We start from the raw sequence: 20833 nt of genomic DNA on the forward strand, positions 1-20833 counted from the left end.
GGCGGCGATGGTCCTGCTGCTGTTCCTGATCGGCGAGCGTCTCGAAGGCTGGGCCGCCAGCCGCGCACGGCAGGGGGTGAGCGCGCTGATGGCGCTGAAGCCCGACACCGCCATCCGTCTGCGCAACGGCGTGCGGGAAACCGTCGCCCAGCGCGACCTGCGTCCCGGAGATGTGATTGAAGTGGCTGCCGGCGGGCGTCTGCCGGCGGATGGCCAGCTGCTGTCGCCGTTTGCCAGCTTTGATGAAAGCGCTCTGACCGGCGAGTCGGTGCCGGTGGAACGTCAGGCCGGGGAACGGGTAGCGGCGGGCGCCACCAGCGTCGACCGCCTGGTGCAGCTTACCGTGATATCCGAACCGGGCGACAGCGCCATCGACCGCATCCTGAAGCTGATTGAAGAGGCTGAGGAGCGTCGGGCGCCAATCGAGCGCTTCATCGACCGCTCCAGCCGGATCTACACCCCGGCCATTATGGTGGTGGCCTTGTTGGTCGCCATTGTCCCGCCGCTGTTCTTCGCCAGCGCCTGGCTGCCGTGGATTTATAAAGGGCTGACGCTGCTGCTGATCGGCTGTCCGTGCGCGCTGGTCATCTCCACGCCGGCGGCCATCACCTCCGGCCTGGCGGTCGCCGCCCGCCGCGGGGCGCTAATCAAAGGCGGCGCGGCGCTGGAGCAGCTGGGCCAGGTGCGCCAGGTGGCGTTCGATAAAACCGGCACCCTGACCGTCGGCCAGCCGCAGGTGACTTCGGTTATTGCCACGGCCGAAGTTGACGACAACGCGCTGCTGGCGCTGGCGGCGGCGGTGGAGCAAGGCTCCAGCCACCCGCTGGCGCAGGCTATCGTCCGTGAAGCGCAGCGGCGTCAGCTGAGCATTCCGCTTGCCAGCGGCCAGCGGGCGCTGGCGGGCTCTGGTATCGAAGCCGAAGTCAACGGCAGCCGCATCCTGATCTGCGCAGCCAGCAAAGCCGCCCCGGCAGAGCATGAGGCGCAGATCCAGCAGCTGGAAAGCGCCGGGCAAACGGTAGTGCTGGTGATGCGCGGCGAGACGCTGCTCGGCATTCTGGCGCTGCGCGATACCCTGCGCGACGACGCGCGTCAGGCGGTGGATGCTTTGCATCAGTTGGGCGTTCAGGGGGTGATCCTTACCGGGGATAACCCGCGCGCCGCGGCGGCCATCGCCAGCGAACTGGGGCTGGAATTCCGCGCCGGTCTGCTACCGGCGGACAAGGTCAACGCGGTGATAGCGCTGAATGCCGACGCGCCGCTGGCGATGGTCGGGGACGGTATCAACGACGCGCCGGCGATGAAAGCGGCCACCATCGGCATCGCCATGGGCAGCGGAACCGACGTGGCGCTGGAGACGGCCGACGCCGCGCTGACCCATAACCGTCTGACCGGCCTGGCGCAGATGATTTCCCTGGCGCGCGCCACCCACGCCAATATCCGCCAGAACATCGCGATTGCCTTAGGGCTGAAGGGGATTTTCCTCGTCACCACCCTGCTCGGCCTGACCGGTCTGTGGCTGGCGGTGCTGGCGGATACCGGCGCCACCGTGCTGGTAACGGCTAACGCGCTGCGGTTATTGCGTAAGAAGTTGTAGCATCGATACCGGCTTCCCTGCTCGCGCTGCGCTTAGCAGGGCTACGGTTCCAGACCGTCGGGTAGCCCGGATAAGGCGCTACGCGCCGCCATCCGGGAGAGGCTCAGTGGCTTTTGCGGATCAGGTAGCGGTACGGCAGGGCTTCGGTTTCCTGGGCCACCAGCTCATGCTCCATAAAGCGGCAGAATCCCGGGATATCGCGGGTGGTGGCCGGATCGTCAGCAATAATCAGCAGCGTCTCGCCCACCGGCATCGTCCGCACGGTTTTACGCACCATCATGACCGGCTCCGGGCAGCGGAGTCCCAGGGCATCCAGGGTGTGGTCAGGAGTGGAGAAAAGTTCGCTCATTTTAGTCTCACGTCAATAAAACGGCCCTAGTTTACCCCCTGCTCGCCAGTACGCAAGCCAGGTTAACGTTTGCGCGAAAAACAACCATTGCATTACGCCGGCAACGCAGTATCATGCAGCCGTTTTTAATTGGGTTCCCTCACCCCAACGTTCCGCTGCCGATTGCTCATTCACCTGAAGCATGACGGGCATAAAAAGGTCACAATATGAATCCGTTTACTACCGTACAGCGCAAAAAAGCGCTCGTCTGGCTTTCGCTATTTCATTTGCTGGTCATCACCTCCAGCAACTATCTGGTTCAGCTGCCGATCTCCATCTTTGGTTTCCATACCACCTGGGGCGCGTTTAGTTTTCCGTTTATTTTCCTCGCCACCGACCTGACGGTGCGGATTTTTGGCGCCCCGCTGGCGCGACGCATCATTTTCGCGGTGATGGTCCCGGCGCTGGCCATCTCTTACGGCATCTCCGCGCTGTTCTACATGGGCGAATGGCAGGGCTTTGCCGCGCTGGGCACCTTTAATCTCTTCGTCGCGCGCATCGCCGTCGCCAGCTTTATGGCCTATGCGCTGGGGCAGATCCTCGACGTTCACGTCTTTAACCGCCTGCGGCAGAGCCGCCGCTGGTGGTTGGCCCCTACCGCCTCGACGCTGTTCGGCAACATCAGCGATACCGTGGCGTTTTTCTTTATCGCTTTCTGGCGCAGCCCGGACCCGTTTATGGCCGCCCACTGGGGGGAAATCGCCCTCGTCGACTACAGCTTTAAAGTGCTTATCAGCATCATTTTCTTCCTGCCGATGTACGGCGTGCTGTTAAATATGCTGTTGAAAAGACTGGCGGATAAATCTGATTTGTCGGCATTACAGCCGAGTTAAAGGTACTCGCGGGCTGATGTGTTAAGATAGCCGGATGAGCCATTAGTGGCCGTTTATCGAAAGGAAGATGTCAATGCGCAATTTGGTTAAATATGTCGGTATTGGCCTGCTGGTGATGGGGCTTGCCGCCTGCGATAACAGCGATTCAAAAGCGCCAACCGTTGGCGCAGCAGCGGAGAGCAATGCCAGCGGCCAGGCAATCAGCCTGCTGGATGGCAAGCTGAGCTTCACCCTGCCTGCGGGCATGGCCGACCAGAGCGGCAAACTGGGTACCCAGGCGAACAATATGCACGTCTACTCTGACGCTACCGGCCAGAAAGCGGTCATCGTCATCGTCGGCGACAGCACCAATGAAGATCTGGCGGTGCTGGCGAAACGCCTGGAAGATCAGCAGCGCAGCCGCGACCCGCAGCTGCAGGTGGTAAGCAATAAACCGCTGGAGATTAAAGGCCATACCCTGCAGCAGCTAGACAGCATCATCTCCGCCAAGGGGCAGACCGCCTGGTCTTCCGTGATCCTCGGCAAAGTGGATGACAAGCTGCTGACCCTGCAGGTCACCCTGCCGGCGGATAACCAGCAGCAGGCGCAGACCGAAGCGGAAAGCATCATCAACACCCTCACCATCCAGTAATTACTGGCCTGGTGCGCTGGCCTCCGGTTCGCTAACCGGGGGCCGTTTTTTTAGCCGCCAGCCCAACAGCAGCGCCGCCATCACCAGCCCCGCCGCGGCGAGATAAATCATCGAGATCCCGGTCCACGCCATCAGCAATCCGGCCAGCGGCCCGCTGACGCCCAACGACAAATCCATAAACACGGTATAGGTCGCCAGCGCCGACCCCTGATTGTGCTGCGGCACCGCTTTCACCGCCACCACGCCCAGCGCCGGAAAGACCAGCGAAAAGCCAGCCCCGGTAAGGAAAGTACCGATTTTCGCCATCATCGGCGTATCGGCAAAGCCGACCAGCAGCAGGCCGATCGCCTCCACGCTAAAGCAGAGCATCGCCACGTTCAGCCCGCCGAGTCGGTTAATGGCGTTGGGAAACAGCAGCCGCGCGCCAACGAACGCGCAGCTGAATAATGTCAGCGCGAAAGCCGCGCCGTCCCAACCTTTGGCGTCATAAAATAGCGTGATAAAGGTGGCGATCACCCCAAAGCCGGCGGAGGCCAACGCCAGCGCCATGCCGTAGGGCCAGACGCGGCCGAGCACCGCGCGAAACGACATCGCTTTGCCTTTGGCAGCCTTCACCGCCGCGCGGGGCAGCGCGCAGAGGATAGCCACCAGCGCTACCGCCATAATGACCCCGGCCAGACCGCTGAGGCCAATGTGCGAATAGCACAGCACGCCGAGCGGCGCGCCCATCGCCATCGCCCCATAGGTCACAATCCCGTTCCACGAGATCACCCGCCCGATATGCAGCGAACCGACCACGCCGACGCCCCACAGCGTCGAGCCTGTGCCGGCGAAGCTCTGGCCGATACCAAGGATCACCCGTCCGAGGCATAGCAGCAGCAGGCTAATCAGTGGCCAGCCGCTGCCCCAGGCGGCCAGCAGATAGCTTAAACCGCTCAAAAAGCAGCCACCGAGGCCGAAGACGACAATCTTTTTGGGCCCCAGCAGGTCGGCATAGCGCCCGGCATGCGGGCGGCTGAGCAGCGTGGCGAAATATTGCAGGCTAATCACCAGCCCGGCCCAGAAAGCGCTAAAGCCCATGACATCATGAACATAGCCGGGCAACACCGCCAGCGGCAGGCCGATGGTGAGGTAGCTGGCAAAGTTAAAGATAACGACAGAGACAATCCGCAGATTGAGGCGCAGTCCATTAAGCGCCGGTTCGGCGACGGGTTCGGGCATCAGGTTCCACCAGATTTCGACAACCAGCTTTCACTATTACCACGCTGTCGGCGGAAAAGCAGCCCTCCTTTCGGAATATTGGCAGTCGGCGAACCGCTACACTTATCTGGCGCGACTCATAAAAGGAATACCTATGTCCCCTCCGCAGGCTGATAAAGCCGGGCTTCATATTTTACTTAAGCTGGCGGCGCTGGTGATTATCCTCGCCGGGATCCACGCCGCCGCCGATATCCTGGTGCAGCTGCTGCTGGCGCTGTTTTTCGCTATTGTTCTCAACCCGCTGGTCACTTGGTTCATTCGCCGCGGGGTGCGGCGTCCGTTCGCCATTACCCTGGTGGTGACGGCGATGCTGGTGATGCTCACCGCGCTGCTCGGCGTGCTGGCGGCGTCGCTCAATGACTTTGTCGCCATGCTGCCCGATTTCAACCGCGCCCTGACGCGCAAGATCCTCCAGCTCCAGGAGTATCTCCCCTTCCTTAATCTGCATATCAATCCGGAGCGGATGCTGCGGCGCATGGATTCAGAACGGCTGATGACCTGGGCCACGACGCTGATGACCCAGCTTTCCGGGGCGATGGCCAGCATCGTGCTGCTGGTGATGACGGTGATCTTTATGCTGTTTGAGGTTCGCCACCTGCCCTACAAACTGCGTTTTGCCCTCAATAACCCGCGCCTGCATATCGCCGGATTGCACCGGGCGCTGAAAGGCGTCACCCATTATCTGGCGCTGAAGACGCTGATTAGCCTGTGGACCGGGCTGATTGTCTGGCTGGGGCTGCTGGCGATGGGGGTACAGTTCGCCCTGATGTGGGGGGTGCTGGCGTTTTTGCTGAACTATGTGCCGAACATTGGCTCCGCCATCTCCGCTATCCCCCCCATGCTGCAGGCGCTGCTGTTCAGCGGCATCTATGAGTGCCTGTTGGTAGGGGCGCTGTTTCTGGTGGTGCATATGGTGCTGGGCAACATGGTGGAGCCGCGCATGATGGGCCACCGGCTGGGGATGTCGACCCTGGTGGTGTTCCTGTCGTTGTTGGTCTGGGGCTGGCTGCTGGGGCCGGTGGGAATGCTGCTCTCAGTGCCGTTAACCAGCGTCTGTAAAATCTGGATGGAAACCACCGTCGGAGGCAGCAAGCTGGCGATCCTGCTCGGCCCGGGCCGTCCCAAAAGCCGGCTCCCCGGCTAGCGGCGTTTCACCGGCCAGAAGATGGTCAATACGCCGGCGACGATGATCGCCACGCCCAGCAGCGATTGCCAGTAGAACGGCTCATGCCAGCCGGGCAGCCAGATGGCGGCGGCCCACACGAGGATATAGCTCAGGCTCAGTAGCGCATACGCTTTCGACAGCGGCAGGCGATGGAGGGCAAAGTACCAGCAGACCATCGACAGCAGGTAGCCCAGCAGGCCGAAAAACAGGCCGAAAGTCCCGGGCTGGAAATGCAGCAGATGCTGGAGAAATGCCACAATATCGGTCAGCGGCGGCAAGGCCACCATGGCGCTGCGCAGCAGCAACTGCGCGGCGCTGACGAGGCCGACGCTGAGTAATGCCCAGAAAAAGCCCATCAGACGCTGGTCCCCAGAATGACAATGCCCACGACGATCAACCCGACGCCAAGCCAGTGGCGACGGGCGACCGGCTCATGCCAGATGCCCCAGCCCGCGAGGGTAACCCAGACGAAATTCAGACTCAGCATCGGATAGGCGATGCTGACCGGAATAGACTGCAGGACGCTCAGCCACAGCAGCATGCCGCAGCCCAGACATAACAGCGCCATCCCCAACCAGAAGAGTATATGGCGACTCCGCCGTCCGCGACGGGACGGGCGGGTCGCCTGTTTCTGGCAGAGCTGTCCGGCGCAGCTCAGCAGGCTGGCGCACACCAGACAGATCCAGACGCTCATTGCGGCAGGTACTGAAGGAAAACGACCCGGCCCAGCTCGTAGGCGTTATCCGGTTTCGGTAACGGTAAGTCGAGCATACTCTCTCCTTTATCCATCAACAGCACCAGCGAGACCGGCCCCTGCTGACGATGCGCGGCCAGCCAGTCGGCAAAACCGGCCTGGCTGACAAAGCTTCCCTGAGCATCCGGCCAGTCGAGACCGTACTTCAGCTCACCCTGTTTGTCGAACATAATAATATCGCTTCGCTTCAGCTCCCAGGCCAGGCCGCCGGCGATCCCAACGTTGTTGGTCAGGACGTAACGGCTGGGCTGCAGGGATTCGCTGACGATATCCACGAGGAACTGCGGCTGTTTGCTGTCGATAACCCGGTCCGGGATGGCGAAGCCCACCAGCAGCGCCAGGCCGAGCGGACAGAGCGCGGCGAGGCTCCAGCGGCGGCCAGAGTCTTTCATCGCCAGCCAGCCCATCAGCGCCCAGACGGCAAAAGCGATCGCCGCCAGCAGACATTTATACAGCTCAATCTTGGTCCACACCGGCTTATGCATGAAGCCCCACGGCGAGACCACCAGCACGGCGATAAGCCCCAGTAAACCAACGCCCAGGTTGATCATCCCGTTGATGCGCAACGCTTTCGCGCCGGTCTTTGCGGCCTCCAGCGCGTAGCGGGCCATCAGGATCGACAGCGGCGCAAAGCACGGCAGAATATAGGTCGGCAGTTTGCCTTTGGCGATACTGAAGAACAGGAACGGCATCGCCACCCAACCTAACAGATACAGCGCGCCGCGGGCCTCATCGCGCTCAAGCCAGCCGCGCTTTAGCGCCCCCGGCAGCAGGGCCAGCCACGGCAGACTGCCGGCGATCAGGAACGGGATGTAGTACCAGAACGGCGCTTTGTGCTGGGCGTCTTTTTCAGCAAAACGCTGAATATGCTCGACCCAGAAGAAGTAGCGCCAGAAGTCCGGCTCGCGCTGAGCGATAGCCAGCCCCCAGGGCAGCACCACCAGCGTACAGACGATTACCGCCAGCCAGCCGTAGGTCAGCACTTCACGCCAGCGTTTACGGGCGATCACCCACGGCAGAACGCCCACCACCGGCACCGCCAGCGCCAGGAAGCCTTTGGTTATCACCCCCATCCCGCAGGCGACGCCCAGCAGCACGTAGCTCAGTATTTTGCCGCTGCGGCTGTGCGCCTGCGCCGCGCCCCAGAAGCTGCACATCGCCAGCGCCAGCCACAGGGTGATCATCGGGTCCAGCACCGCATAGGTGCCAATCGCATACACCAGCATCGCGGTGAGGAAGATAATCGGCGACAGGATAGCTACCCGCTTATCACGAAAGATCCGCCACGCCAGCCAGGCCACCAGCAGGGCGGTCATGGTGATAGCGAAGACCGACCCGAAGCGTACGCCGAAGTTATTATGGCCAAACAGCCACTGACCGATACTGTTGATCCAGTAACCGGCAATCGGTTTTTCGAAGTAGCGCAGGCCGAGAAAATGCGGTACCACCCAGTCGCCGGTGGCCAGCATTTCACGGCTGATCTCCGCGTAGCGGGTTTCGTCGGGTTGCCAGAGCAAACGGAAATTGAGCGGCAGCAGATAATACAGCGCAAACAGCGCAATCAGAGAGACGCCATAGCGGATGCTTTTCATCAAATACCCGAAGTCAGTAATTGTTCACGTCCGAGCCAGCCTTCCCGGCCAGCCAGTTCACCACGAACCACTTTGCCTGAGGGCAGCTCGCTAAAGTCAGCGGGCAGCAGCTGGCTCAGTGGGCAAAACTGAATTTCTTCTTCCGCCGCCATGGTCAGTAGTTCATTGAACTGATCGGCGTAGGCAATGCCTTCCACTTCAGCGTGAATGGTATAGACCGGCACACCCGCATCGCGATGGATGCAGTCCAGCAGGTAGCGGTTAAAGCCGGCGATATCCACCGCCGTGCCCACCGCCTCGTCCCAGGTCGGCAACGTGACCGGGATCTGCACGGTACCAGAGACGCCGCTGCCGAGCTGGGGCAGAAACGGCCGCGTGCCGCGACAGTCGCTGTTGTAGAGAAAATCGAAGGATTCTTTGGCTTTAACCACCCGCTGATCGGCGCGCCAGCCGGCGACGGCCGAGCAGGTCACCGGCCGGCCGATGATGCGCTCGAGCTCCAGCAGGCCGCGCTCAACCTCCAGCGCCAGCCTTTCCTGCGGCCAGACGCCGCTCCACGCCTGCCAGCTGTAGTGGTCCCAGGCGTGCAGGCCGACTTCATGAGATTCGGCGGCGGCGCGGATCACCGCTTCGTTCCCTGCGCCGATGCGGCGCCCCGGCCAGGCGGTGCCGGCCAGCAGAATATCCCAGCCGTACAGCGAGGCGGCTCTGGAACGCAGCATCTTCCACAGAAACTTCGGTTTTATCAGGCGCCACAGATGGCGCCCCATATTGTCCGGCCCGACGCTGAAGAAGAAGCTTGCCTGGATCCCATGCCGGCCCAGCAGCTCCAGCAGCCGCGGAACGCCGTCCCGCGTGCCGCGAAAGGTATCGACATCTATGCGTAAGCCGACCTGTTTCATGGATTTTTATCGTCCACCAGTTCAACCGTGCGCAGGAAGAAGTCCAGCGTGTGTTCGACCGTTTCTTCCATCTCCACCTTCGGCTCCCAGTTCAGGCAGCGTTTGGCGTTGCGGATGCTCGGCTTACGATGCTCAACGTCCTGGTAGCCCTTTCCGTAGTAATCGCTGCTTTCCACTTCACGGAAGCCGGCGAACGGCGGGAAGCGATCGCGCAGCGGATGACGTTCGAAGCAGGCGAGCAGCATTTCGGCCAGCTCTTTGATACTCGCTTCGTTATCCGGGTTGCCAATGTTAATGATCTGCCCGTCGCAGCGGCCGTCTTTGTTCTCGATGATGCGGAACAGCGCTTCGATACCGTCGCTGATGTCGGTGAAGCAGCGCTTCTGCTTGCCGCCTTCGATAAGCTTGATCGGCGACCCTTCCACCAGGTTGAGGATCAGCTGAGTGATGGCGCGGGAGCTGCCGATACGCGCGGCATTAAGGTTATCCAGACGCGGCCCCATCCAGTTGAACGGACGGAACAGGGTGAACTTGAGGCCATTCTTATCGCCATAGGCCCAGATCACGCGATCCAGCAGCTGCTTGGAGACCGAGTAGATCCAGCGCTGTTTGTTGATCGGCCCCACCACCAGGTTGGAGCTATCTTCGTCGAAATTTTTGTCGGTGCACATGCCGTACACTTCCGAGGTCGACGGGAAGATAATGCGCTTATTGTATTTTACGCAGTCGCGGATGATTTTCAGGTTCTCTTCGAAATCCAGCTCGAACACGCGCAGCGGGTTGCGGGTGTATTCGATAGGCGTGGCGATGGCCACCAGCGGCAGCACCACGTCGCATTTCTTAATGTGATACTCGATCCACTCGGAGTGAATGCTGATATCGCCTTCCACAAAGTGGAAACGCGGACAGTCAAGAAAACGGCTGATGGCGTCGGAGCCGATATCCAGACCGTAAATCTCATAGTTGTCGTCCTGCAGCAGGCGCTCGGTCAGGTGGTTACCGATAAAGCCGTTGACGCCGAGGATCAGCACCCGGGTGCGACGCTTAATCGCCACCACCGGTTTGCTGCTGATCACCGCCCCGGACACCAGGCCCAGCGCCTGCGCCAGCTGAGCGCCCTGCATGTACACGCCGCGTTCGGTCTGGCCGGTGACAATCTCCAGCGCCCCGTCCTGGCACGCGACGATCAGCGGAGCAATGGAGAGCACGGTGCCCGGTTTAGCTGCTGGCAAATCGTGGCGAACGCGGGATTTCCAGACGATAAACTTGTTCGCTCCGGCGTAGCCGAAGGCGCCCGGCCACGGATCCGAGACCGCACGCACCAGATTGTGCAGGGTCTGCGCCGGCAGCTCCCAGTCCAGCCGGCCATCTTCCGGGGTACGACGCCCCACATAGGTTGCCTGGCTGTGATCCTGCGGACGCTCATCGGTGGTGCCGGCGAGGATCGCCGGCAGCGCCCGGCTCAGCAACTCAGTGGCGGCGGCGCACAGCTTACGATGCAGCGTCAGGGCGGCGTCATCCGCGCCAATCGCCACGGCCTGCTGGGCGACGATATCGCCAGCGTCTGCGCGGTTCACCATCCGGTGCAGGGTGACGCCGGTTTCGCTTTCGCCATTGACCAACACCCAGTTCAGCGGCGCGCGGCCGCGATATTTTGGCAGCAGCGAACCGTGCAGGTTGAACGCCCCTTTCGGCGCCAGATTGAGGATCTCATCGCCCAGCAGGTTGCGATAGTAGAAGGAGAACAGCACGTCCGGCTTCATCTCGCGGATACGCTCAATCCACAGCGGATGGTTCACGTCTTCCGGCGCCCACACCGGAATGCCCTGCTCGGCGGCAAGGCGCGCCACGGAGCCAAAGAAATGGTTTTCGCCAGGGTTATCCGGGTGGGTGAAAATAGCAGCGATATCATACCCGGCGTCCAGCAGAGCCTGGATACCGGTGCAGCCCATATCGTGATAAGCGAAGACTACGGCTTTCATGAACGATCTTCCTCTTTAGATGCCGTTTCCGGCTGGCGAACAACACGTTGAATAAAGTAGCGGGGGCGGGCGCGCACGTCGTTATAGATGCGGCCGATATACTCCCCGAGCAGGCCCATACCGACAAACTGGGCGCCGATGAACATGAACAGCACGGCGAAGAGCATAAACACCCCTTCCGCCGCCCACTGCGGGCCGAAGGCCAGACGCAGCACCACCAGCAGCAGGCCGAAGGCGAAGCCCAGCAGGGCAATCACGCTGCCGAAAATGCTGAGCAGACGCAGCGGCGTGGTGGTCAGACAGGTCACCAGGTCGTACATCAGGTTGATCAGGCGCATAAAGCTGTATTTGGAGTCGCCGAATTCGCGCTCGGCGTGCATCACCGGGATCTCCACCGCGCGCCGGGCGAAGGTATTCGCCAGGATCGGGATAAAGGTGCTGCGCTCATGGCAGTTGAGCATGGCGTCGATGATATGGCGGCGGTAAGCGCGCAGCATGCAGCCGTAGTCGCCCATCGCTTTGCCGGTGGTGCGCTGGATCAGGCGGTTGATCATCTTCGACGCGGTTTTACGGAAGATGCTGTCCTGACGGTTCTGGCGGACGGTGCCCACCACGTCGTAACCTTCATCAGCCTTCGCCACCAGCCGCGGGATCTCCTCCGGCGGGTTTTGCAGGTCGGCGTCGAGGGTAATAATCAGATCGCCGGTTACATGGCTGAAGCCGGCCATGATCGCCGAGTGCTGGCCGTAGTTACGGTTTAACAGCACGGCGACGACGTGGCTGCCTTCCGCCTCGGCGGCTTCGGTGAGCATGCGCGCGGAATCGTCGCTGCTGCCATCGTCGATCAACAGAATTTCATATTGCCGCCCCAGGGTGGCGCAGGCGGCATCCGTACGACGAAGCAGTTCCGGCAGGCTATCCTGTTCGTTATAAACCGGGATAACCACCGAGACCTTCTTCACGGGAGGGTAAGTAAGCATATCAACGTCCTGACAACTGGCGCAGTGCGGAGATAACGCGAGTGACATCGTCATCGGTCATATCCGGGAACAACGGGAGAGAGCAGATGCGGGCGCTGTTCCATTCGGTATTCGGCAGGGAAACCTCAGGGAAGCGCTCGCGGTAATATTTTTGCGTATGGGCCGCACGGAAGTGCAGGCCGGTGCCGATGCCCATCGCCTTCAGCTTTTCCATCAGCGCGTCGCGGCTGATGCCGCACGCGGCCTCATCGACGCGGATGATAAACAGATGCCAGGCGTGCTGGTGATCCCATGCCGGGACGCTCAGCGGTTTAAACGGCGTGTCCGCCAGCTCGCGCAGGTAGCGCTGGGCAATCTCGGTCCGGCGCTGATTGGCGTGGCTCAGTTTTTCCAGCTGGACCAGCGCCAGAGCGGCGTTGATATCGGCAAGGTTGTACTTGAAGCCCGGGGTGATCACCTCCGCCTGCGGCGCGCGGCCGTGGGTCTGGCGATCATAAGCGTCCACGCCCAGACCATGGAATTTCAGGCTACGGATGCGGGAGGCCAGCTCGTCGTCGTCGGTGACAATCAGCCCGCCTTCGGCGCAGGTCATGTTTTTGATCGCGTGGAACGAGAAAATGGCGGTCCCCTGCCAGCCCACGTGGCGGCCTTTATAATGGGTACCGGCCGCATGGGCGGCGTCTTCGATCACCGAAATGCCATGGCGCTCGCCCACCGCGCGAATGGCGTCAATGTCGGCTGGCGCCCCGGCGTAATGCACGGGAATTATCGCTTTGGTACGCGAGGTGATCGCCGCTTCCACCGCTGCAGGGGTAATCATCAGATTGTCGTTATCGACATCGATCATCACCGGCGTGGCGCCCAGCAGGCAGATCATATTGAGAGTGGAGACCCAGGTCTGGGACGGCGTAATGACTTCATCGCCGGGGCCAATACCCAGCGCCATCAGGGTCACATGCATCCCGCCGGTCGCTGAACTGACGGCAATCGCGTGGCGGTTGCCGGTCAGCTGGCAGAATGCCGCTTCGAGTGCCTGATTCTTCGGTCCGGTGGTGATCCAGCCCGACGCTAAAACTTCACGCAGCGCAGCCAGCTCTGCGTCGCCCATCGACGGGCGCGAAAAAGGCAAAAAATCGCTCATCATCATCCTGTTCTGTAGATGACCCACGCACGAATCTGGGTCGTTAGAATAAAATATCCTGCGCCTGCGGACTTAAACGAAATTAAAATGAAGTGAGTTCAGCACGGCATTCCATTTCAGGGTATCTCGACCACTATTAATGTAGTCGACCTTGCTTAGGATAATATTAAGAAATTAATATTTCTTCAGAATAAGAAATAACTTATTAATAAACAGTATGATAGGAGTTTTTTATGGCAGAAATTTGACGGAGGAGCGTTCCTGTCACGAAAAAGAGAACAGGAACGCAATAGTTGAAATTAAACGAGAACTAAACCAGTTCACAATTTATTATTCTGTCATTGTCACGCTTAATGACAAAAAGTTAGCGCAGATCACAAAGTTATTTCTGCTGAATTACAAATTTGCAGGAAAATCCGCAGGCAATTCGCTCGCCGGGCAATTAATGACCTCGTCATTATCCGCGCCACAGTCGCGAATGAAGGTGATAGTGGCGAACTCGTCAATCACTTCCGTCGGGTAGGCCGGGCCGGCATCGCGATACGAATTCATCAGCGGAATATGGTCGTTCTGGAAGCAGATAGTTTTTTCCGGGTTATTCATGATCCAGCGCGGGAAGAAAATAGTGCCGTGGAACAGTTTGTCGCCCAGGTTGACGATCAGGCTGACGTCGGTGCCGGTCGGTTCGGTCCAGGAGATTTTGTAGATACTTTCCCCCACCCGCACAATGTACGCTTCCTGATCTTTCACCCAGCGATTGCCGACGATGCCGCTGTGAATACGGTAGTCGAGGGTGTGGCCATTTTTGACGTAAATCTCGTAGTTCCAGCCGTTGTCGTAGGTATAGACCAGATGTTTACCGATAAAGCCGCTGAGGTCATGTTTGTCGAAAGTGCTCATCATTTATTCTCCTCTGTTTTGTTGAGGACAGCATACGTCTTTAAAAAATGAATGAATAACGCTATGTTTGGATTAAATACATTCAAATTTTAGATTGATTATGCACAAGACAACCCTGGAGCAGTGGGCGTTACTCGAAAAGGTAGTGGAATTGGGGAGCTTTGCCAGAGCGGCGGAGGAGACCAATCGCAGTCAGTCATCGGTAAGCTATAACCTCGCGCTGCTGCAGGAGCGCTTAGGCGTGGCGCTGCTGGCGCCGTCCGGCCGGCGGGCGGTGCTGACGCCGGCTGGCGAACTACTGCTGAATCAGGTCAAGCCGCTGCTGCAGGCCTTCGCCTACGTCGAGACGCACGCCGCCACTCTGCGCAACGGGGCGCGGACCCGCCTGGATCTGGTGGTCGACAGTATTTTCCCGCGCCAGCGGCTGTTCGCGATTTTACGCCAGTTTCAGCAGCGCTATCCGCAGACCCAGGTCAGGCTCACCGAAGTGCTGGAAAACCTGGATGACGAGAGCGCGGCGCGGACGGAAGCCGATGTGATGGTGTTGACCCGCCGCCAGGATATTACCGGCCGCGGGGAGTGGCTGATGAATATTGATTTCATCGCCGTCGCCCACCGCGACCACCCTCTCGCCGCGCTGGACGGACCGCTGGAGGATAGCGCGCTGGCGCCGTGGCCGCTGGTGCGCATTGCCGATCAGGGCGGAGATAGCCAGGCGCCGCGAGACGCCTGGACCTTCTCCACCATTGATGCCGCCATTGATGCGGTGATGTATCAGGTCGGCTTCGGCTGGCTGCCGGAGGAGCGCATTCGCCCCCATCTCGACCAGGGCGTGCTGAAGCGGTTGCCCCTCAGCCATGGCGCGCGCCGCGCGACGCCGCTGCATCTGATCGTCAAGCGGGACCTGGCGCCGATCGACGAACAGGTGGCCACGCTGCTGGCGTTGTTCCGGACGCCCTGAGGGGTAAGGCGGCGCTGGTCGCCTGGGCGTAATGATACGATTTTCTTATACTTTCCGGCGCAATATTGATCCAGGTTACTCCCAAAGTATGATGAATCACTAAAATCGTCATACTTTCCTGTCGTTGAGATTGCCGTCTTGTCTATTATCCGCCTCACCCTGCTGGCGCTGGTCGCCTGCGTCCCTCTGCTGGCTCAGGCCGCGCCGTACCAGCTCACCACCGCCTGGCCGGTTAACGTCGGCCCGCTGAATCCCCATCTCTATACGCCCAACCAGATGTTTGCCCAAAGCATGGTCTATGAACCGCTGGTGAAGTATCAGGCTGACGGCAGCGTACAGCCCTGGCTGGCAACCCGCTGGCGTCACTCCGCCGACGGAAAAACCTGGTGGTTCACCCTGCGCGACGATGTGGCCTTCTCCAACGGCGAACCGTTTAACGCCCAGGCCGCGGCGGCCAATTTTCAGGCGGTGCTGGCCAACCGCCAACGCCACGCCTGGCTTGAGCTCGCCAACCAAATATCCGACGTGCGGGCCCTCAGCGCCACCGAGCTGCAGATCACCCTGAAAAGCGCCTACGCCCCCTTACTGCAAGAGCTGGCCCTGCCCCGCCCGTTCCGCTTCATCGCCCCCTCGCAGTTTATCGATGGCGGCACCGCCAGGGGCATTAAAGCCCCGATCGGCACCGGCCCGTGGCGGCTGGCAAGCTCGCAGCTCAATCAGCGCGATGTGCTGGTGCGCAATGAGCGCTACTGGGGTCGCAAACCCGCGCTACAGCAAATCACCATCAAGGTGATCCCTGACGCCACCAGCCGGGCGGTGGCGTTCGAAACCGGGGAAATCGATATGCTCTACGGCGATGAAGGGCTGCTGCCGCTGGACACCTTCGAACGCTTTCGCCATCACCCCGGCTACGTGGCGCGCCTGTCCGCCCCGGCGGAGACGGTAATGCTGGCGCTAAACGCCAGCCAGGGCCCGACCCGCGAGCAGGTGGTTCGTGAGGCGCTCAACTACGCCGTCGATAAACAGACCCTTGTCGATAGCGTGTTGTATGGCACCCAGCAGGTTGCCGACACCCTGTTTGCCCCCTCCGTCCCTTACGCCCCGCAGGATCTGACGCCGCGCCGTTACGACCCGACAAAAGCCCGCGCCCTGCTGGAACAGGCCGGCTGGCAGCAGCTGGAGGGCCAGCCCTGGCGACAAAAAGCCGGGCAACCGTTGGCGATTGAGCTGGCGTTTATTGGCACCGACGCGCTGGCTAAATCGATGGCCGAAATTATTCAGGCCAATCTGCGGCAGGTCGGCGTGCAGGTCACCCTGGTGGGCGAGGAGGAAAGCAGCATTTACGCGCGCCAGCGCGAAGGCCGCTTCGGCATGATCTTCAATCGCACCTGGGGCGCGCCCTACGATCCGCATGCCTTTTTAAGCTCGATGCGCGTCCCTTCGCATGCGGATTACCAGGCCCAGCGCGGCCTGCCAGACAAGGCACTGATTGATAAAGAGATTAGTGAAGTGCTGACCACCGGGGACGAGGCGCAGCGGAGAAAACTGTACCATGATGTGCTGACCCGTCTGCATCAGGACGCGGTGTATCTGCCCATCAGCTATGTCTCGCTGATGTCGGTCGCGCGCCAGGAGGTCGGGGAGATCCCGTTCGCCCCGGTGACCAGCGAGATCCCTTTCGACCAGATTACCCCGGTAACGCCATAATGCTACGCTATATTTTACGCCGCCTGCTGCTGCTGATCCCGCTGCTGCTCGCCGCCTCAGCCATCATCTTTCTGCTGCTGCGGCTCGGCGCCGGCGACCCGGCGCTGGATTATTTACGCCTGTCGAACCTGCCGCCCACTGAAGAGATGGTTGCCTCGACCCGCGAGCTGCTGGGGCTCAACCAGCCGCTGGCAATGCAGTATCTGCACTGGCTATGGCGGGCGCTGCACCTGGATTTCGGTCTCTCCTATGCCACCCAGCGCCCGGTGCTGGACGACCTGCTGCACTTCCTGCCGGCCACCCTGCTGCTCACCGGCGCGGCGCTGGCGCTGATCCTCGTCACCTCCCTGCCGTTGGGCATCTGGGCGGCGCGCCATCGCGATCGCCTGCCGGACTATATCGTACGGCTGATTGCCTTCCTCGGCGTCTCAATGCCCAACTTCTGGCTGGCCTTTCTGCTGGTGATGCTCTTTTCCGTGCATCTGCAGTGGCTCCCGGCGATGGGGTATGGCGACTGGCAGCACCTGATTTTGCCCGCCGTCTCCATCGCCTTTATGTCGCTGGCGATCAACGCCCGCCTGCTGCGCGCCAGCATGCTGGACGCCGCCAGCCAGCGTCACGTGATATGGGCGCGGCTGCGCGGATTGAGCGCGCGCCAGGTGGAGCGCCGACATATCCTGCGCAATGCCACCCTGCCGGTGGTGACCGCCATGGGCATGCACATTGGCGAGCTGATCGGCGGCACCATGATTATCGAAAATATCTTTGCCTGGCCCGGGGTCGGCCGCTACGCAGTTTCCGCCATTTTCAATCGCGATTACCCGGTGATCCAGTGCTTTACCCTGATGATGGTGACGGTGTTCGTGCTGGCTAATCTGGCGGTAGATGTGCTTAACGCGGCGCTCGACCCGCGCCTGCGCCGCCACGAGGAGGTGAGCGCATGAGAGGGCTACAAAGCTTTCGCTGGCCGGTAAAACTGGCCATGCTGGTTATCGCGCTGCTGGCGGTCATCGCCATCGGCAGCGGCTGGTGGCTACCCTGGGATCCAGCGGCGATTGACCTTCAGCAGCGGCTGCTACCGCCGGGCGCAGCGCACTGGCTCGGCACCGATCATCTCGGCCGGGATATTTTCTCACGCCTGCTGGCCGCCACCCGCGTTTCGCTGGGGGCGGTGATGGCTTGTCTGCTGCTGGTGCTGCTGATCGGCCTGGCGGTCGGCGGCAGCGCCGGACTGCTGGGCGGCCGTGCCGACCGCGGCCTGATGCGCATCGCCGAACTGTTTATGACCTTTCCGACCTCGATCCTGTCGTTCTTTATGGTGGGAGTGCTGGGTACCGGGCTGACCAATGTGATCCTCGCCATTGCGCTGTCACACTGGGCCTGGTACGCCAGAATGGTGCGTAACCTGGTGGTTTCCCTGCGCCAGCGCGAATTTATCCTCGCCGCCCGTCTGAGCGGCGCCAGCCAGTGGCGGCTGTTCAGCGACCATCTGGCCGGCGCGGTGATCCCCTCGCTGCTGGTGCTCGCCTCGCTGGATATCGGCCATATGATGCTTCACGTAGCCGGCATGTCGTTCCTCGGTCTCGGTGTCAGCGCACCGACGGCGGAATGGGGGGTGATGATCAACGACGCCCGGCAGTATATCTGGACCCAGCCGCTGCAAATGGTCTGGCCGGGGCTGGCGCTGTTCATCAGCGTGATGGCTTTTAACCTGCTGGGCGACGCGCTGCGCGATCGTCTCGATCCCCACCTGATCGCGGAGCATAGCCACTGATGCCGCAGAAGATCCAACTGGAACAGATCTCGCTTGCCGCTGACCGACCGCTGGTCAGCGACGTCTCCTTCACCCTGCGCCGCGGCCAGGTGCTGGCGCTGCTCGGCAGCAGTGGTTGCGGAAAATCGCTGACCTGCGCCGCCGCGCTGGGCCTGCTGCCGCCCGGCGTCAGGCAAACCGCCGGCCGGGTGCTTCTCGACGGCATTCCGGTGCACGGCGAACAGCTGCGCGGGGCGACCATCGCCACCATCATGCAGAACCCGCGTAGCGCCTTTAACCCGCTGCAGACCATGGCCGCGCACGCCCGGGAAACCTGCCGGGCAGCGGGTCGTGAAACGAATGACGCCGTGCTGCTGGCAGCGATGGAGGAGGTCGGTCTGGACAATCCGCGGGCGCTGCTGAAGCGCTACCCTTTTGAAATGAGCGGGGGCATGCTGCAACGGATGATGGTCGCTCTCGCCCTGCTCAGCCGCGCGCCCTTTATCATCGCCGACGAGCCGACGACCGATCTCGATGCCATCGCCCAGGCGCGTATCCTCGACCTGCTGGCGGATATTGTCGCCAGGCGCGGTCTGGGACTGCTGCTGGTGACGCATGACATGGGCGTCGTGGCGCGGCTGGCGCATCACGTAACGGTGATGGAGAACGGTCGCCTCGTTGAACACTGCGATGTGAATACGCTATTTAGCGCCCCGCGGCACCCGCTCAGCCAGCGCCTGCTGGCCGCGCATCTGGCGTTATACGGTCTGGAGAAAACACCATGAATTTACTCAGCGCTACCGGGGTGAGTCACGATTATCCTCACCACGGCAGGGTCCTGCATGCGATCCATCTCGCCATCGCCCCCGGCGAAACGGTGGCCCTGCTCGGACGCAGCGGCTGTGGGAAAAGCACCCTGGCGCGGATGCTGGTGGGTCTGGAAACGCCGCAGCACGGTGATATTGCCTGGCGCGGCACGCCGCTGGCCGCCCTGAAGGGCGAGGCCATCGGCGCCTTCCGCCGTGATATTCAGCTGGTATTTCAGGATGCCTTCAGCGCGGTGAATCCGCGCAAAACGGTGCGCGAGATCGTCAGCGAGCCGCTGCGCCATCTGTTGTGCTTGTCGGGTGAGGCGCGTGCGCGGCGGGTGGAAGAGATGCTGCTGGCCGTCGACCTCGCGTCGTCGCTGCTCGATAAGCGCCCTGCGCAGCTCAGCGGCGGACAGCTGCAGCGCGTCTGCCTGGCACGCGCCCTGGCGGTACGGCCGCAGCTGTTGATCCTTGATGAAGCGGTTTCAAATCTCGATCTGCTGCTGCAGGCGGAGATTATCGCCCTGCTGAAGCGTCTGCAGGCGCAGCTTGACACCGCCTGCCTGTTCATCACCCATGACCTGCGGCTGGTGGAGCACTTTTGCCAGCGAGTGCTGGTGATGGAGCACGGGCGCATCGTCGAAACCGCAACGGTTAGTCTACCGCTACGCCTGCGCTCTCCTGCCGGACAGGCGCTCCAGCAGGCGGTGCTCCCCCCTTTTCCTGCCACTCTGCTTAACGAGGCCATGCCATGCAGCGCGTAACCCTGACCCTTGATGATGACCTGCTGGCCGCCCTCGAGGCGCTCAGCGCCCGCCGCGGCTACCACAACCGTTCGGAGGCGGTACGCGATATTCTGCGCGACGCCCTCAACCAGGATCCTCCGTCGCCGGAATCACGGCGCGGGTATGCCGTTCTGTCGTACGTGTATGAACATGAGAAACGCGAACTGGCGAGCCGGCTGGTGGCCACCCAGCATCATCATCACGATCTCTCCGTCGCCACGCTGCATGTGCATATCAGTCATGACGACTGCCTGGAGATTGCGGTGCTGAAAGGTGATATGGCCGAGGTACAGCATTTTGCCGACGACGTGATTGCCCAGCGCGGCGTGCGCCATGGGCATTTGCAGTGTTTAGCGGATGATTAATTATTTGAAAATTCTTGGGTGGTTTATCAACAGTTGATAAACCACATAAACTATACGCTTTGTGAATTATCCCGCTTCGCCAATAATGGCGCCTCATTTAACGATCTCGTTATGGCGAGGCTCCTGCATAAATACAAGTTACCGCCCTGTTGGTATCGAGAGAGACCACTCAGGGAAATACAGGCTTCCATCGAATCAAGGTGTTGCCAAGGTAACTTCTGGCGGTCATGACCGTTCAGATACGTTATGCAGTGCTAAAACCAGGACGTAGGGATCTGCCTGCGCTAACCCTGTCTTGTTCGCCCCTATGAGTGATTTTTTATAGGGA

At 61.1% G+C, this 20833-nt stretch carries 21 protein-coding genes and 1 riboswitch; of the genes, 11 read left to right on the forward strand and 10 right to left on the reverse strand.

Features of this window, described 5'->3' with window-relative positions; translation table 11 throughout:
- Positions 1-1597 (forward strand): heavy metal translocating P-type ATPase (locus KHQ28_RS08265; protein ID WP_211777586.1); only part of this gene is annotated, 1597 nt, incomplete at its 5' end.
- A gap of 103 nt (positions 1598-1700) precedes the next feature.
- Here KHQ28_RS08265 and tusA read toward each other — a convergent pair.
- Positions 1701-1946 carry a sulfurtransferase TusA gene (gene tusA / locus KHQ28_RS08270; RefSeq protein ID WP_002920858.1) on the reverse strand — a complete coding sequence of 82 codons (246 nt, stop codon included), beginning with the start codon at positions 1944-1946 and terminating at the stop codon, positions 1701-1703.
- A 206-nt stretch (positions 1947-2152) separates the two neighbouring features.
- Here tusA and KHQ28_RS08275 point away from each other — a divergent pair, with 206 nt between their 5' ends.
- Entirely contained in the window at positions 2153-2818 is a 666-nt protein-coding gene (locus tag KHQ28_RS08275; RefSeq protein WP_002920860.1) for a 7-cyano-7-deazaguanine/7-aminomethyl-7-deazaguanine transporter, read from the forward strand.
- Positions 2819-2891: 73 nt separating this feature from the next.
- Positions 2892-3449, forward strand: a complete 558-nt coding sequence (locus KHQ28_RS08280) for a DcrB family lipoprotein (RefSeq protein WP_002920861.1) — start codon at positions 2892-2894, stop codon at positions 3447-3449.
- Here the strand turns inward: KHQ28_RS08280 and KHQ28_RS08285 are convergent, their stop codons facing one another.
- Positions 3450-4670 carry an MFS transporter gene (locus KHQ28_RS08285; protein ID WP_004173981.1) on the reverse strand — a complete coding sequence of 407 codons (1221 nt, stop codon included), beginning with the start codon at positions 4668-4670 and terminating at the stop codon, positions 3450-3452.
- A 133-nt stretch (positions 4671-4803) separates the two neighbouring features.
- On the opposite strand from KHQ28_RS08285, the gene KHQ28_RS08290 reads away from it, so the two are divergent.
- Positions 4804-5853, forward strand: a complete 1050-nt coding sequence (locus tag KHQ28_RS08290; RefSeq protein ID WP_004145147.1) for an AI-2E family transporter — start codon at positions 4804-4806, stop codon at positions 5851-5853.
- Here KHQ28_RS08290 and arnF read toward each other — a convergent pair.
- From arnF to KHQ28_RS08330, 8 genes are all read right to left on the reverse strand, one after another.
- Entirely contained in the window at positions 5850-6230 is a 381-nt protein-coding gene (gene arnF, locus KHQ28_RS08295) for a 4-amino-4-deoxy-L-arabinose-phosphoundecaprenol flippase subunit ArnF (RefSeq protein ID WP_002920863.1), read from the reverse strand. The genes KHQ28_RS08290 and arnF overlap by 4 nt on opposite strands.
- Positions 6230-6568, reverse strand: a complete 339-nt coding sequence (gene arnE / locus KHQ28_RS08300) for a 4-amino-4-deoxy-L-arabinose-phosphoundecaprenol flippase subunit ArnE (RefSeq protein WP_002920864.1) — start codon at positions 6566-6568, stop codon at positions 6230-6232. The genes arnF and arnE overlap by 1 nt, the downstream gene beginning before the upstream one ends.
- Complete coding sequence (gene arnT / locus KHQ28_RS08305; protein WP_032418299.1) at positions 6565-8220, reverse strand: lipid IV(A) 4-amino-4-deoxy-L-arabinosyltransferase; 1656 nt, start codon at positions 8218-8220, stop codon at positions 6565-6567. Before arnT ends, arnE begins: the two co-directional genes overlap by 4 nt.
- A complete protein-coding gene (arnD, locus tag KHQ28_RS08310) occupies positions 8220-9122 on the reverse strand; it encodes a 4-deoxy-4-formamido-L-arabinose-phosphoundecaprenol deformylase (RefSeq protein WP_021469881.1) in 903 nt (300 codons plus the stop codon). The genes arnT and arnD overlap by 1 nt, the downstream gene beginning before the upstream one ends.
- The gene (arnA, locus tag KHQ28_RS08315; protein ID WP_004173963.1) at positions 9119-11104 is read right to left on the reverse strand and encodes a bifunctional UDP-4-amino-4-deoxy-L-arabinose formyltransferase/UDP-glucuronic acid oxidase ArnA; all 1986 of its coding nucleotides are present in this window, start codon (positions 11102-11104) and stop codon (positions 9119-9121) included. Before arnA ends, arnD begins: the two co-directional genes overlap by 4 nt.
- A complete protein-coding gene (gene arnC / locus KHQ28_RS08320; protein ID WP_002921035.1) occupies positions 11101-12084 on the reverse strand; it encodes an undecaprenyl-phosphate 4-deoxy-4-formamido-L-arabinose transferase in 984 nt (327 codons plus the stop codon). The genes arnA and arnC overlap by 4 nt, the downstream gene beginning before the upstream one ends.
- Before the next feature lies 1 nt (position 12085).
- Entirely contained in the window at positions 12086-13225 is a 1140-nt protein-coding gene (arnB, locus tag KHQ28_RS08325) for a UDP-4-amino-4-deoxy-L-arabinose aminotransferase (protein ID WP_032418298.1), read from the reverse strand.
- A gap of 396 nt (positions 13226-13621) precedes the next feature.
- On the reverse strand, positions 13622-14128 hold the full coding sequence (locus KHQ28_RS08330) for a phenolic acid decarboxylase (protein WP_004181483.1): 507 nt from the start codon (positions 14126-14128) through the stop codon (positions 13622-13624).
- A gap of 97 nt (positions 14129-14225) precedes the next feature.
- Here KHQ28_RS08330 and KHQ28_RS08335 point away from each other — a divergent pair, with 97 nt between their 5' ends.
- The 7 genes from KHQ28_RS08335 to nikR all read left to right on the forward strand — a co-directional run bounded on the left by KHQ28_RS08335 (position 14226) and on the right by nikR (position 20505).
- The gene (locus KHQ28_RS08335; protein ID WP_004151421.1) at positions 14226-15086 is read left to right on the forward strand and encodes a LysR family transcriptional regulator; all 861 of its coding nucleotides are present in this window, start codon (positions 14226-14228) and stop codon (positions 15084-15086) included.
- 138 nt (positions 15087-15224) lie between these two features.
- A complete protein-coding gene (gene nikA / locus KHQ28_RS08340) occupies positions 15225-16793 on the forward strand; it encodes a nickel ABC transporter substrate-binding protein (RefSeq protein WP_032418297.1) in 1569 nt (522 codons plus the stop codon).
- A complete protein-coding gene (nikB, locus tag KHQ28_RS08345) occupies positions 16793-17737 on the forward strand; it encodes a nickel ABC transporter permease subunit NikB (protein WP_002921105.1) in 945 nt (314 codons plus the stop codon). Before nikA ends, nikB begins: the two co-directional genes overlap by 1 nt.
- A complete protein-coding gene (gene nikC, locus KHQ28_RS08350; protein WP_019705031.1) occupies positions 17734-18567 on the forward strand; it encodes a nickel ABC transporter permease subunit NikC in 834 nt (277 codons plus the stop codon). Before nikB ends, nikC begins: the two co-directional genes overlap by 4 nt.
- A complete protein-coding gene (locus tag KHQ28_RS08355) occupies positions 18567-19331 on the forward strand; it encodes a nickel import ATP-binding protein NikD (protein WP_004173959.1) in 765 nt (254 codons plus the stop codon). The genes nikC and KHQ28_RS08355 overlap by 1 nt, the downstream gene beginning before the upstream one ends.
- Complete coding sequence (gene nikE, locus KHQ28_RS08360) at positions 19328-20119, forward strand: nickel import ATP-binding protein NikE (RefSeq protein WP_032418296.1); 792 nt, start codon at positions 19328-19330, stop codon at positions 20117-20119. The genes KHQ28_RS08355 and nikE overlap by 4 nt, the downstream gene beginning before the upstream one ends.
- Complete coding sequence (nikR, locus tag KHQ28_RS08365) at positions 20107-20505, forward strand: nickel-responsive transcriptional regulator NikR (protein WP_032418295.1); 399 nt, start codon at positions 20107-20109, stop codon at positions 20503-20505. Before nikE ends, nikR begins: the two co-directional genes overlap by 13 nt.
- Before the next feature lie 98 nt (positions 20506-20603).
- Positions 20604-20785, forward strand: a riboswitch (M-box (ykoK) riboswitch).
- Positions 20786-20833 lie beyond the last annotated feature (48 nt).

It is taken from the genome of Klebsiella sp. 28, assembly GCF_018223905.1.
GTDB lineage: Bacteria > Pseudomonadota > Gammaproteobacteria > Enterobacterales > Enterobacteriaceae > Klebsiella > Klebsiella pneumoniae.

Coding starts and splice junctions, on each gene's coding strand:
- KHQ28_RS08290 (WP_004145147.1), top strand. CDS start 4,804: ATGTCCCCTCCGCAGGCTGATAAAGCCGGGCTTCATATTTTACTTAAG.
- nikR (WP_032418295.1), top strand. CDS start 20,107: ATGCAGCGCGTAACCCTGACCCTTGATGATGACCTGCTGGCCGCCCTC.
- KHQ28_RS08335 (WP_004151421.1), top strand. CDS start 14,226: ATGCACAAGACAACCCTGGAGCAGTGGGCGTTACTCGAAAAGGTAGTG.
- arnF (WP_002920863.1), bottom strand. CDS start 6,230: ATGGGCTTTTTCTGGGCATTACTCAGCGTCGGCCTCGTCAGCGCCGCG.
- arnT (WP_032418299.1), bottom strand. CDS start 8,220: ATGAAAAGCATCCGCTATGGCGTCTCTCTGATTGCGCTGTTTGCGCTG.
- nikE (WP_032418296.1), top strand. CDS start 19,328: ATGAATTTACTCAGCGCTACCGGGGTGAGTCACGATTATCCTCACCAC.
- arnE (WP_002920864.1), bottom strand. CDS start 6,568: ATGAGCGTCTGGATCTGTCTGGTGTGCGCCAGCCTGCTGAGCTGCGCC.
- KHQ28_RS08275 (WP_002920860.1), top strand. CDS start 2,153: ATGAATCCGTTTACTACCGTACAGCGCAAAAAAGCGCTCGTCTGGCTT.
- arnC (WP_002921035.1), bottom strand. CDS start 12,084: ATGCTTACTTACCCTCCCGTGAAGAAGGTCTCGGTGGTTATCCCGGTT.
- KHQ28_RS08330 (WP_004181483.1), bottom strand. CDS start 14,128: ATGATGAGCACTTTCGACAAACATGACCTCAGCGGCTTTATCGGTAAA.
- nikB (WP_002921105.1), top strand. CDS start 16,793: ATGCTACGCTATATTTTACGCCGCCTGCTGCTGCTGATCCCGCTGCTG.
- KHQ28_RS08355 (WP_004173959.1), top strand. CDS start 18,567: ATGCCGCAGAAGATCCAACTGGAACAGATCTCGCTTGCCGCTGACCGA.
- arnD (WP_021469881.1), bottom strand. CDS start 9,122: ATGAAACAGGTCGGCTTACGCATAGATGTCGATACCTTTCGCGGCACG.
- arnB (WP_032418298.1), bottom strand. CDS start 13,225: ATGAGCGATTTTTTGCCTTTTTCGCGCCCGTCGATGGGCGACGCAGAG.
- arnA (WP_004173963.1), bottom strand. CDS start 11,104: ATGAAAGCCGTAGTCTTCGCTTATCACGATATGGGCTGCACCGGTATC.
- KHQ28_RS08285 (WP_004173981.1), bottom strand. CDS start 4,670: ATGCCCGAACCCGTCGCCGAACCGGCGCTTAATGGACTGCGCCTCAAT.
- tusA (WP_002920858.1), bottom strand. CDS start 1,946: ATGAGCGAACTTTTCTCCACTCCTGACCACACCCTGGATGCCCTGGGA.
- KHQ28_RS08280 (WP_002920861.1), top strand. CDS start 2,892: ATGCGCAATTTGGTTAAATATGTCGGTATTGGCCTGCTGGTGATGGGG.
- nikC (WP_019705031.1), top strand. CDS start 17,734: ATGAGAGGGCTACAAAGCTTTCGCTGGCCGGTAAAACTGGCCATGCTG.